Here is a 13,840-nt window from a genome sequence, read left to right on the forward strand (position 1 = left end):
ACTGGGTCTTAAAGACCATTAGCATTAAAATAACATGAAAGTATATATAATAGTTAATCTTTGAGAAACTGAACATTTCTAAGCAGTCCTGCATACTTAGTTCGCTTTACTGCAGATTTTTTAAATACTTTTTTAAACGTCTCTTCTGTAATGTCTTCCCAGTCTTTTTTGGTCATTGATAATAGTTCAGGGTGCGGATTAAATAAAGGCTCGTTATGCGGTTTACTAAACCGATTCCATGGACAAACGTCCTGACATACATCGCAACCAAACATCCAATCATCAAATTTACCTTTCATGTCAGAGGGTAAATTATCTTTTAATTCTATTGTAAAGTACGAAATGCATTTACTTCCATCTACAACATAAGGTTCTGTAATGGCTTCTGTTGGGCAAGCATCTATACAGGCCGTACACGTACCACAATGGTCTGTAACTGGTGTATCATACTCTAACTCTAAGTCTATAATAAGTTCTGCAATAAAATAGAATGAACCAACTCTTTGAGTTAGTAGATTAGAATGTTTTCCTATCCATCCTAAACCAGATTTTGCTGCCCAAGCTTTGTCTAAAACTGGTGCAGAATCTACAAATGCGCGTCCATCAACTTCTCCTATTTCTTCTTGAATAAAAGCCAACAACATTTTGAGTTTATCTTTTATTACAAAATGATAATCGGTACCATAAGCATATTTTGATAGCTTATAGCTATTAGCTGTTTGCTCTTGGCTTGGAAAATAATTAAGCAATAAAGACACTACACTTTTTGATCCTTCTACAAGTAGTGTTGGATCTAAACGTTTATCGAAATGGTTTTCCATATAACGCATTTCGCCATTCATATTTTTATTTAACCAAGATTCTAGTCTTGGTGCTTCTTCCTCTAAAAATCCAGCTTTACTGACTCCACAAGACAAAAAGCCGAGTCTCTTGGCTTCTGCTTTAATAAGTTGTGTGTATTTAGAGGTATTAGTCATTAAGATCGAGGTTCAAATCTTAAGAAAGCATTTTTTGGTTTTAAGGTAATGAGTGGTGTAATTTCTATAGTTTCAAATTCTGGTATAATCTTATATTCTGAAACTAGTTGACTTACTGCTATTATCATTTCAAACATAGCGAAGTTATTACCTATACACTTTCTTGGACCTGCACCAAATGGAAAATATTGAGATGAGTACTTTCGTCCTCCTTCATCAAAGCGCTCTGGCATAAAAGCTTCTGGCTGATCCCATAAATCTGGGTGTCGATGAATCTCGAAAATAGAGAACAACAAACTAGAATCTGCCTTAAACTTCATTTCATTAAAAGTATCGTCAGAGATATTAACACGATCAATAAAATAAGCTGGCGGATACAATCGCATAGCTTCCTCTATTACTTGTTGGCATACTTTTGCAGATGTTACTATTGCCATTATATCATCTGTTTCTTGCTTTATACCAGAAACTTCTTCTACAATCTTATCTTGCCAATTGGGATGTTGTGCAAGTAACTGAAATGTAAATGTTAGAGCATTAGATGTTGTTTCGTGTCCTGCTACAAATAATATTAAAATTTCGTCAATTAACTGTGCTTCGCTCATTGGTGTACCATCTTCATATTTGGCATCGAGCAGCATATCTAATAAATCGTTTTGCCTAGAACCCGAATCTCTTCGCTCGTTAACAATACGTTTTAAAATTTGTCTTGCCTCTTGGGTAAGATCTAAATGCTTTTTTAAACTTCCGCTTGCAGAAAACCACCATGCTAAATAAGGTTGCCTTAATTCTTTTACAAGCATTTTTTGAGTTGCCTCTGTTATGTGCTGCAATCTGTGTATATCTTTTTGATTTACAGCACTGCTAAACAATGATTTTACAACAGTTTGAAATGCTAAATCATTTAATATAGGAAAGATATCTATTCTTTGGTTAGGCTGAATTTGTTGGTATTCTGAAATAATAGTATTCTTAATATTATCTAACAACAAATTGAGTTGCTTTTTATGAAAAGCTGGCTGAATCAGTTTTCGTTGCTTTTTCCAATGTTCTCCTTCAGATGTTAATAATCCTTGGCCAACATACTTTGATAGATCTTGTGTTTGGATCTTGGTTTTTGAATAGTTTTTCTGATTTTTTTGAAGCACATATTCTGCAAAAGCAGCATCTCTAGAAAAGTAAATTTTTCTATTTGGACCTATTGTAAGGCTAAATGTATTTCCTTTTTCAGAGAAATTTTTGTGATGAAACGGTAAAGGGTTTTTTAAAATATTTAGCGAATGCCTTAAAAATTGAGATAAAGGCACGTTAGGTATGTTTGTATTATTCTTCATAGATCTAAAAAATCAAAACAAACCTCCTTGTATTGGCCCTTTAACTTTTCCTAAGTGTTTATATGCTTGTTCTGTGACTTCTCTTCCACGAGGTGTTCGCATTATAAAACCTTGCTGAATTAAAAAAGGTTCGTATACTTCTTCTATTGTTTCGGCACTCTCACTTACAGCTGTTGCTAAAGTTGTAATACCAACAGGTCCTCCTTTAAACTTATCTATAATGGTGGTTAGGATTTTATTATCCATTTCATCCAATCCATGTGCATCAACATTTAAAGCCTCTAAGGCGAACTTAGCTATTTCTATATCTATTTTACCGTTACCTTTTATCTGAGCAAAATCTCTAACACGTCTTAATAAAGCATTAGCAATACGAGGTGTCCCACGACTACGACCTGCAATTTCTATTGCTGCTTCCATTGATATTGGCACATTGAGTATTGATGAACTTCTTTGCACAATTGTAGTTAGCAAATCTGTTTTATAATACTGCAAACGACTGCTTATACCAAAACGTGCTCTCATAGGTGCTGTTAATAGTCCTGAGCGTGTTGTGGCACCAACTAAAGTAAATGGATTTAAATTAATCTGAACAGTCCTTGCGTTTGGTCCAGACTCTATCATGATGTCTATTTTATAGTCCTCCATGGCAGAGTACAAATACTCCTCTACAATTGGGCTTAATCGATGTATTTCATCAATAAAAAGTACATCTCTCTCTTCTAAGTTAGTTAGTAAACCTGCTAAGTCACCTGGCTTATCTAAAACTGGTCCTGATGTTACTTTAATATTTACATCTAGTTCGTTTGCTAATATGTGTGCTAATGTGGTTTTACCTAATCCAGGAGGCCCATGAAAAAGGGTATGATCTAATGCCTCTCCTCTTAGGTTAGCCGCTTGAACAAAAATCAATAAATTCTCTAATACCTGATCTTGGCCTGTAAAATCATTAAAGGATAAGGGTCTTAACTTTTTTTCTAGATCAAGCTCTTCTGGACCAAAGTTGTCGTTAGATGGATTTAGGTTTTCGTTCATAGTATTTTCCGTGAAAACGGGAATCTTTATAAGTTACATATTAAAGATTCTGAAGCTAGTTCAGAATGACAAAGAAGTCTAAACAAATATAATGAAAAAGACCTTTGAAGATTTAATCACTCCAAAGGTCTTTTCTTATTTATTCTGCGACATCATATATCGCGAGTATTTTTTAGTGATGTAATTCCTCTTCACCTTCTTTCATCGGTACAGTTTGAGGCACAAAATCTTCGTCGTGACCTGGCTTACTGTAATCGTATGGCCAACGGTGTACATGAGGAATTTCTCCTGGCCAATTACCATGAATATGCTCTACTGGAGTTGTCCACTCTAATGTCGTAGATCTCCATGGGTTTTGAGTCGCTTTCTTACCGTAGAAAATACTACTAAAGAAGTTATATAAGAATATTAACTGAGCTGCTCCTGCTATCAATGCAAATACTGTTATTACAACTTGAGTATCTGCAGTATCGTCAAATAATGGGAAGTTAGAGTTAGTATAATAACGTCTTGGTAAACCTGCCATTCCGATAAAGTGCATTGGGAAGAAAACACCATAAGCACAAACTGCAGTTATCCAAAAATGTAAATAACCCAATTTTTTGTTCATCATTCTTCCAAACATTTTAGGGAACCAATGGTACACACCTGCAAATACACCATATAATGCTGATATACCCATTACTAAGTGGAAGTGAGCAACCACAAAATATGTATCGTGTACGTTAATATCTAATGCACTATCACCTAAAATGATACCTGTTAAACCACCTGTAATAAATGTAGATACTAATCCTATAGAAAACAGCATTGCTGGATTCATCTGAAGATTACCCTTCCAGAGGGTGGTTATATAGTTAAATGCTTTTACCGCTGATGGTATTGCAATTAATAATGTAGTAAATGTAAATACAGATCCTAAGAATGGATTCATACCAGAGATAAACATGTGGTGACCCCAAACTATAGTAGATAAAAATGCAATTGCAAGGATAGAAAGAATCATTGCTCTATATCCAAATATTGGTTTTCTAGAGTTGGTTGCAATTATCTCTGATGTAATCCCTAATGCTGGAAGTAATACGATATATACTTCTGGATGTCCTAGGAACCAAAATAAGTGTTCGTATAATACAGGAGAACCACCTTGGTAATGTAATACTTCACCTTGAATAAATATATCTGATAAGAAGAATGAAGTACCAAAACTTCTATCCATTATTAAAAGTAATGCTGCAGATAAAAGAACAGGGAAAGATATAATACCTATTACTGCTGTGATGAAAAATGCCCAGATTGTTAATGGCATTCTTGTCATAGACATCCCTTTTGTTCTTAAGTTTAATACAGTTACAACATAATTTAAAGATCCTAATAATGAAGATGCAATAAATATAGCCATAGATACTAACCACATAGTCATACCTGTACCAGAACCTGGCTGCGCCATTGGCAATGCACTAAGCGGTGGATATATAGTCCATCCTGCTGCTGCTGGACCTGCCTCTACAAAAAATGATAATACCATTATTACACAAGACAAGAAGAACAACCAATAAGATACCATATTCAAGAATCCTGAAGCCATATCTCTGGCACCAATCTGAAGTGGAATCAGAAGGTTACTAAATGTACCACTAAGACCTGCTGTAAGTACAAAGAATACCATTATTGTACCATGAATAGTAACTAATGCTAAGTATATATCAGCATCCATAATACCATCTGGAGCCCACTTACCAAGTAGAGCTTCAAAAACAGCATTTTGTTGGTCTGGCCATGCTATTTGCATACGAATCATTAACGACATCATAATACCTATGATACCCATTGCTATAACACCAGTAATTAAATACTGCTTAGCTATCATTTTATGATCTTGACTAAATATATACTTAGTCACGAAAGTTTCTTTATGATGATGTACGTCGTGATCGTCGTGATTGTGTGTATCTACTGTTGCTGACATAATCTATTTATCTGTTTCTTAATTTTTTAGTTCAATGATTTTGCAAAAGTGGTCTGTTCTGCCATCCAAGCATTATATTCTTCTTCGGTCTCTACAATAATTTTCATCTGCATGTTGTAGTGTGACTTTCCACAAATTTTATTACATAATAATAAGTAATCAAATTCGTAGGTTAATTCTTGACCTGCTTCTTCTATCTCTGCTTGACGTGCTCTTCTAAGGTTGTTAATATTTTGAACCTTATCAATTATATCTGGATTTTGACGCATATCTGCAGTTGTTACAGTTGGTGTAAATCCGAATTGAGTTACCATACCTGGTACACAGTTCATTTGTGCTCTAAAATAAGGCATGTAAGCTGAGTGCAATACATCTTGAGAACGCATCTTAAATAAAACTGGTCTATTTACAGGCAAATGTAGTTCTGTAACTATAACGTCGTCTTGAGCGTTAGGATCGCGCTCATCTACACCTAGTATGTTAGCTCTATCTAAATCTATTAATCTTACGTTAGCTTTTCCAAGTACATTATCTTGACCTGCATATCTAGCTTTCCAGTTAAATTGTTGAGCATAAAGTTCTACAATTAAAGGATCTTCTTGGTCATCAACATTCATGATATCATTCCATGTAAATAAACCGTAGATAATTAAACCTGCTAAAACAACAACAGGAATGCCTGTCCAGATAGCTTCTAAAGTATTGTTATCTGCATAGAATAATGCTTTTCTACCTTTTTCACCTCTGTATTTAAAAGCAAAGTAGTGTAACAAAAATTGAGTTACTGTCTGTACTATAAAAATAACAACCATAGAAATGGCCATAAGGTTATCTATACCAGGACCATGTTCTGAAGCTGAGTTAGACATTAAAGGTAAGTCACCTAAATACCAAAAACATAATATAGTAATGATATATATGAAGGCTAAAAAGCCCATCATTAAGTAACCGTTTAACTTATTATCTTTATCGTCAGCTACTTGAGAATTGCTTGCTCCTACTTGAGCCAAGTCAAAAATCTTTATCAATTGCCAAATAGCAACAGCTACAAAGAGTACAATTATAATCGTTAATAAAGTAGTCATTATCGTATGAGTTCTTTTTAAATATTAATAATGGAAATGTTTACTTTCCTCTGTAAATGGATTTTGTTTTGCTAATAATGGTGCTTTTCCTAAAGCTGTAAATACAATGAATAAGAAAAGACCACCAAATAATAAGACAGCACCTATTTCTGGCATACCTATAAACCATCTATCTACTACTGTTGCTGGCATAATCCAGTTGAAAACATCTAGATAGTGACCGCAAAGAATTACGATACCTGCCATGATTACAAACCAGTTAATACGCTTGTAATCACTATTCATTAATAGTAATAATGGGAAAATAAAGTTCATTGCTAACATTCCGAAGAATGGAAGTTTGTAATGTTCTATTCTAGTAACAAAATAAGTTACCTCTTCTGGAATATTTGAATACCATATTAACATGAATTGAGAGAACCATAAATAGGTCCAGAAAATACTGATACCAAACATAAATTTAGCTAAATCATGAATATGGCTGTCATTAACAAACTCTAACAATCCTTTAGATTTTAAGTAGATAGATATCATTGCAATTACCGTAATACCACTTACAAACATACTTGCAAAAACATACCATCCAAATAAAGTACTAAACCAGTGAGGATCTACACTCATTATCCAATCCCAAGACATCATAGACTCAGTATAGATATAAAACACTAAGAATGCTGCAGAGATTCTAAAGTTCTTTTTAAAGTTTTTATTATCACTTGCATTATCTTGAGCAATAGAGAACTTTCTAGAGAAATATCTGTATAAAGACCATCCTCCTAAGAAAATAAGACCTCTAATAAAGAAACCTGTTTTGTTTAACCATCCAGATTTACCTGCCACTAATTTATCGTAGTTTTCGTGTCCTACTTCTGTAACACCTTCTTTTAACCATACAAATAAATGGCTATCTGCGGCAAAAGCAATGGCTAACACAATTAAACCACCAGGTAAAACATAAGAAGTAATACCTTCCATAACTCTAAATAAGACTGGAGACCAACCTGCTTGTGCTGCATACTGAATTGCGTAAAAAGCAAGAACACCAAGAGCAATCATAAAGAAAAAGAATGCACCAACATAAAGTGCTGCATAAGGTCTGTTGTGGATTTGGTGTAGCGCATGCTCTTCATGATGTGTTAATCCACCATGAGCTTCTTCACCATGATGATCATCGTTCTTTGCAACAGCATGACCTGCTTCTGCATGCTCATCACCATGAGCTTCTGTAGCATGAGTATCACCATGCGATCCATGACTATTTTCTGCTTTTATATATTGATCAATGTTTCCTTCATTCCAATGATGTGAATCAATAAAACCATAAGCAACACCTATCAAACCGAGTACCATCATAATAATAGCACCCATTCTTAATCGATTTGAAATTTTATATTCCATTTATATAATCTTTATCTAAATCTTATTTTTCTAAATCTGCCTTTAGTTTCTCAACATAAGCAACTACTTGCCAACGCTCTTCCTCGTTCAATTGGTTTGCATAAGAACCCATTGTGTTTTTACCATAATAAATAACATGGTAAATACTACCTGTAGTTATTGCTCTACCAGCGTCATCATAACTTGGCACACCTAATATTTTTTCACGGTCTACTAGCTTACCTTTTCCGTTTCCTTTATTTCCGTGGCAAATACCGCAGTAAATATCGTAAAGCGCTTTTCCTTTATCATAATCTACTTGTGTAGAATCTAAAGGACTTGTTAATGTTGTCTTTGCTAGTTCGTACCCTTCATTAGTATTCTCTATCTCATAAGGCATAAAGTCACCTCTAGGAATAGTTCCTTCTGCTGGTAACTGTGCTTGAACTCCGTTAGCAAAAGCATCAGATTCCTGATAAGTTTCATAACCTACTGATTGGTACATATTAGGCATGTATTGATAGTTAGGTCTAGAATCTTTTTTACAAGACACAAAACTTACTAATAAACCTAGTACTACGATATATTTCAATGATGTCTTCATATTAATGTGCATCTTCGTCTTTATCTACAATATTAATTTCAACAGCTCCTGTTTCTTGTAATAATGAAGTTAATTCACTTTCATTATTATGAATAGCAATTTCCATTAAGAAATGATCATCTGTTGTTCTTGGATCAGGGTTTTCTGCCTTCTTAAAAGGCCACATTCTACTTCTTAGATAAAATGTAATTACCATTAAGTGCGCTGCAAAGAATACCGTAAGCTCAAACATAATAGGCACAAATGCAGGTAAATTTTCTAAATAACTAAAGCTTGGTTTACCACCAATGTCTTGTGGCCAATCTTTAATCATTATAAAATTCATCATTGTAATAGCAACCGTTAAGCCAACACATCCATACATAAATGCTGTTATTGCAAGTCTTGTTGGTGCTAAACCCATTGCTTTGTCTAGTCCGTGAACAGGAAAAGGAGTATATATTTCCTCGATATGATGCTTTTTTGCCTTTACCGTTTTTACGGCTGACATCAATACATCATCATCTGTATAAATAGCATGAATTACTTTTGAAGCTTCCATATACTATATTAGTTGTTTAATAAATTTTTAGCTTGCCCTGCCCAATCATCACGCTCTGCTCTTCCTGGGAAAGAACCTGTGATTGAATCTAACAAATCATATTCTGTTTTTGTCATCTTACTAACTTGTAAGAACGTATAAATACCAATACTGTTTAGTACTTCTTCCATCTTAGGTCCAACACCATTGATCTTCTTTAAATCATCTGCTGATTCTGTTGAAGGATCAAAAGAACCTATGCTACCTAGAAGACTATTAACTTTTTCTGAATTGTCAACTGATGCACTATCTTTTGAAGATGAAGCTACAAATCCTACAGGACTTGATGTTCTAGAATCTGCTCCTGTACCTACTAAGCTATCTCCTCTTTCTCTTATGTTTTTGTAACGCTCACCAGATGACTTTAAGATCGTCTTAACTTCTGCTTGTGCAATTACTGGGAATGTACGAGAGTATAATAAGAATAATACAAAGAAGAATCCTATTGTACCTATAAATATACCTATATCTACAAATGTTGGAGAGAACATAGTCCAAGAAGATGGTAAGTAATCTCTGTGTAATGATGTTACAATGATTACAAAACGCTCAAACCACATACCTATGTTTACAACTATTGATATAAAGAATGAGAACATGATACTTGTTCTAAGTTTCTTAAACCACATAAACTGTGGAGAGAATACATTACAAGTCATCATAGCCCAATATGCCCACCAGTAAGGTCCTGTTGCTCTGTTTAAGAATGCATATTGTTCATATTCTACACCAGAATACCATGCAATAAATAACTCAGTGATATAAGCCACACCTACAATTGAACCTGTAATCATAATTACAATGTTCATTAACTCAATGTGCTGTACTGTAATATAGTCTTCTAAATTACACACCTTACGCATAATGATAAGAAGTGTGTTTACCATTGCAAATCCTGAGAAAATTGCACCAGCAACGAAGTAAGGTGGGAAAATTGTTGTATGCCAACCTGGAATTACAGACGTTGCGAAGTCAAATGATACAATTGTGTGTACAGAAAGTACAAGAGGTGTTGCTAAACCAGCAAGTACCAATGATACTTCTTCGAAACGTTGCCAGTCTTTAGCTCTACCAGACCAACCAAAACTAATCAAAGAATAAATCTTCTTTTGGAAAGGTCTAATGGCTCTATCTCTAAGCATTGCAAAATCTGGTAATAAACCTGTCCACCAGAATACTAATGACACAGATAAATAAGTTGAAATTGCAAATACGTCCCAAAGTAATGGCGAGTTAAAGTTTACCCATAACGAACCAAATTGGTTAGGAATTGGTAATACCCAATATGCTAACCATGGACGACCCATGTGAATAATTGGGAATAAACCTGCTTGAACAACCGAAAAGATTGTCATTGCTTCTGCAGAACGGTTAATTGCCATTCTCCATTTTTGGCGGAATAATAAAAGTACTGCAGAAATAAGTGTTCCTGCGTGACCAATACCAACCCACCAAACGAAGTTAGTAATATCCCAAGCCCAGTTTACAGTCTTGTTAAGACCCCAAACTCCAATACCAGTTGACACGGTATAAATAATACAACCTATTCCCCAAAGGAATGCAACCAAAGAGATGCCAAAAACAATCCACCAAGCTTTGTTTGCTTTGCCTTCTACCGGTTTTGCTACATCTATTGTAACATCGTGGTACGATTTTTCTCCGGTAACTAAAGGTCTTCTAATAGGTGCTTCGTAATGAGACGCCATAATTATATAATTGATTCTTTAATTTTTATTTATGCTTGTGATGTGTTACGTACTTTTGTTTGATAAACCACGTTAGGTTTTACACCAACATGCTCTAACAAGTGATACGCTCTATCATCTTTTACTAATTCTGAAATTGGACTTCCTTCTTCATTAACATCTCCAAAACGCATTGCTCCACTACCACATGCTGCTGAACATGCACATGCATCGTTAAACTCGCCTTTTGCAACAGGTCTTCCTTCGCGCTTAGCTTTAAGGATTACTGCTTGAGTAGACTGGATACAGAAAGAACATTTCTCCATAACACCACGTGAACGAACTGTAACATCTGGATTTAACACCATACGTCCTAAATCATCATTCATGTAGTAATCAAACTCATCATTTTGGTTATATAAGAACCAGTTAAAACGACGAACTTTATACGGACAGTTGTTAGCACAGTAACGAGTACCTACACAACGGTTATACGCCATATGGTTTTGACCTTGACGACCATGCGATGTTGCTGCTACAGGACAAACTGTTTCACAAGGTGCATGATTACAATGCTGACACATTACTGGTTGGAAAGCTACTTGTGGATTATCCGCTGGATTTTCCATTTCGCCAAACTCACTTAAAGAGCTTCCTAAGCCAGATATGTTTTCTTTCTTTTCGTTATCACCTTCAAAAGTATCTTGAGAAGAGTAATACCTATCAATACGCAACCAGTGCATATCTCTACTTCTTCTCATCTCTGATTTACCTACTACAGGCACATTGTTTTCTGCGTGACAAGCGATAACACAAGCTCCACATCCTGTACAAGCATTTAAATCTATAGATAAGTTAAAATGATGTCCTACTGTACGGTCAAACTCATCCCATAAGTCTACTTTTGAATCTGTAACTTTTACAGGATTATGATCTAATGACACTAGAGGAACAGCATTCCAAACATCTCTGTCTTTTGTATTGAATACCTCTAAGCTAGTTTCTTTAATGATATCTCCACGACCCATTAATGTGTTATGCAATTGCACACACGCAAACTCATGTTCACCAGATGCTTTACTTAAAGTTACATCTTGTACAGAGTTAAAGTTGTGGTATAGAGGGTAAGCATTAACACCAGTCTTCATTTCTGCTTTCATACCTTCAGCAGTTCTACCATATCCAAATGATAATCCTACTGAACCTTTAGCTTGACCTGGTTGTATAATTACAGGAACATTTTCTAAAGTAGTTCCGTTTACTGTAATATTTACTCTGCTTCCGTTTAATCCTCCATTAGCTACATTCCAGTTTTCAAGACCTAAAGCTTCTGCATCTGCTCTTGAAACTGTTACGTAGTTATCCCAAGTTGTTCTTGTTATTGGATCAGGAAACTCTTGTAACCAAGGGTTATTAGCTTGCTGACCATCTCCCATTCCTGTCTTAGGATATAGAACCAATTGCATTTTCCCAGCTTTAGCAGATGCTGCTAATTGTCTTGCTGCGTTACCACTTGGTGTTTCTACATTATCATCTGAAGAACTATCCTCTACTGCTTCCGTGTTTTCCACACTTGAAGTTGATGTAGACACAAACACACCATCTTGTACAGCTTTGTTAAATGAAGCTCCATTTAAAACATCAGCTGTCCAAACAGATTTTAAATAATCTCTGTATGATGTACTATTTCCATTCCATGCTAAAAGCACTTCCTGAAATTGTTTTGTATCGAATAACGGACGAATTGTTGGCTGCATTAACGAGTAATGTCCTGCTTTTAATTCGAAATCACCCCAAGATTCTAAACTGTGAGGTGCAGCAGCTATATATTGTGAAAGTACAGATGTTTCATCTTGTTTCATAGAGAATGAAACTGATAATTCTGTTTTCTTTAAACCTTCAGCAAAATCTGTTGAATTAGGAAGTGTGTACATTGGGTTAACACCATTCATAATAAGTGCACCAACTTTACCAGCTTTCATATCAGCTACAAGTTGCATTACACCTTTATCACTTCCTTGTCTTGTATTTATCGTTGTTTTAGGATCAAATGCCTTACTGTTTAAATACTCATTAATCTCTAAAACTACAGTTTGCGCATTTACGTCTTGAATACCTGCAACAACCACAGCATTACTACCAGCTTTTGAAATCTCATTTGCAGCAGACTGCACAGCTTTAGCAATGTTTTCTGGTAAATCTACCGAAACAGCACCACCAACTACTAAACTATGTAATTTTGCTAGTGCTAATTTCTGTTGATTTGGTGTTAATGGCACACGCTTATCAGCGTTAGCTCCAGATAGAGTCATGTTAGACTCAAACTGGATGTGACGCGACATTTTTCCATTTTCAGGAATACGCTTTTTTGCATAATCACTATCGAATCCTCCACCTTGCCAATCGCCAAGAAAATCTGCACCAACAGATACTATAGTTGTAGCTTTTGAGAAATCGTAATTAGCCATTCCTCTTTTACCATACTTTGCTTGGTATGCATCTAAAGTTGCTGATTCTGAAATCGCATCATAAGTAACATGCTTTACATTACCATACTTTTCTGCAAACTCAGAAACCAATTTATTAGTTGAAGGACTTGGCGTTGTAGCTGTTAAGAAAACGATTTGCTTATCGTCACTTAAGCTATTTAATTTTGAAGTTGTTTCAGAGACAAAAGTATCCCAAGAAATGGTATCATTACCCTTCATTGGCGACTTCACTCTTAAACTATCGTATAAACCTAATATAGAAGCATGAACTCTTGCATTAGCACTGCAATTTGTTTTTGCATCTGTATTGTTTTCAATTTTTATTGGTCTTCCTTCTCTTGTTTTTACCAAAACACTTGCAAAATCATAACCATCTGCAATTGTTGTTGCATAGAAATTAGCAACACCTGGCACTATTTCTTTTGGTTGATTTATATAAGGAATTGACTTAATTACCGGACCTTCACAAGCAGCCAACGAAGCAGCAGCTGTACTAAACCCGATATACTTTAAGAAATCACGACGCGATGTAGATGACGACTCTAAAGTCTCCTTATCTCCTAAAAACTCATCTGTTGGAATTTCTTCCACAAATTCATTTTGTCTAAGCGTCTCAACAATAGAGCTATTATCGTTTAGCTCTTCAACACTTTTCCAGTATTTCTTGTTTGATGACATATAATTCTGAATTACTTCTTATTAAAA

The 13,840-nt window shown here is 35.1% G+C and carries 10 protein-coding genes; all 10 read right to left on the reverse strand.

The genetic code is table 11. From position 1 onward, the window contains the following. Positions 1-53: 53 nt before the first annotated feature. The 10 genes from queG to P7122_RS03485 all read right to left on the reverse strand — a co-directional run bounded on the left by queG (position 54) and on the right by P7122_RS03485 (position 13,813). Entirely contained in the window at positions 54-977 is a 924-nt protein-coding gene (queG, locus tag P7122_RS03440) for a tRNA epoxyqueuosine(34) reductase QueG (protein WP_278004382.1), read from the reverse strand. Beyond that, complete coding sequence (locus tag P7122_RS03445) at positions 977-2,311, reverse strand: cytochrome P450 (protein ID WP_278004383.1); 1,335 nt, start codon at positions 2,309-2,311, stop codon at positions 977-979. Before P7122_RS03445 ends, queG begins: the two co-directional genes overlap by 1 nt. A 12-nt stretch (positions 2,312-2,323) precedes the next feature. Beyond that, positions 2,324-3,346 carry a Holliday junction branch migration DNA helicase RuvB gene (ruvB, locus tag P7122_RS03450; RefSeq protein WP_278004384.1) on the reverse strand — a complete coding sequence of 341 codons (1,023 nt, stop codon included), beginning with the start codon at positions 3,344-3,346 and terminating at the stop codon, positions 2,324-2,326. Between the two features lie 172 nt (positions 3,347-3,518). Next, a complete protein-coding gene (locus tag P7122_RS03455) occupies positions 3,519-5,315 on the reverse strand; it encodes a cytochrome c oxidase subunit I (protein ID WP_278004385.1) in 1,797 nt (598 codons plus the stop codon). A gap of 26 nt (positions 5,316-5,341) precedes the next feature. Next, positions 5,342-6,400 carry a cytochrome c oxidase subunit II gene (locus P7122_RS03460; RefSeq protein ID WP_278004386.1) on the reverse strand — a complete coding sequence of 353 codons (1,059 nt, stop codon included), beginning with the start codon at positions 6,398-6,400 and terminating at the stop codon, positions 5,342-5,344. A gap of 24 nt (positions 6,401-6,424) precedes the next feature. Next, positions 6,425-7,798, reverse strand: a complete 1,374-nt coding sequence (locus P7122_RS03465; RefSeq protein WP_278004387.1) for a quinol:cytochrome C oxidoreductase — start codon at positions 7,796-7,798, stop codon at positions 6,425-6,427. A gap of 22 nt (positions 7,799-7,820) precedes the next feature. Continuing rightward, a complete protein-coding gene (locus tag P7122_RS03470; RefSeq protein WP_278004388.1) occupies positions 7,821-8,381 on the reverse strand; it encodes a c-type cytochrome in 561 nt (186 codons plus the stop codon). Between the two features lies 1 nt (position 8,382). Then, on the reverse strand, positions 8,383-8,922 hold the full coding sequence (locus P7122_RS03475; protein ID WP_278004389.1) for a DUF3341 domain-containing protein: 540 nt from the start codon (positions 8,920-8,922) through the stop codon (positions 8,383-8,385). A gap of 8 nt (positions 8,923-8,930) precedes the next feature. Then, entirely contained in the window at positions 8,931-10,667 is a 1,737-nt protein-coding gene (locus P7122_RS03480) for a helix-hairpin-helix domain-containing protein (protein WP_278004390.1), read from the reverse strand. 29 nt (positions 10,668-10,696) lie between these two features. Then, positions 10,697-13,813 carry a TAT-variant-translocated molybdopterin oxidoreductase gene (locus P7122_RS03485; protein ID WP_278004391.1) on the reverse strand — a complete coding sequence of 1,039 codons (3,117 nt, stop codon included), beginning with the start codon at positions 13,811-13,813 and terminating at the stop codon, positions 10,697-10,699. Positions 13,814-13,840: the final 27 nt, after the last annotated feature.

It is taken from the genome of Winogradskyella marincola (assembly GCF_029624125.1).
Taxonomy (GTDB): Bacteria; Bacteroidota; Bacteroidia; order Flavobacteriales; family Flavobacteriaceae; genus Winogradskyella; species Winogradskyella marincola.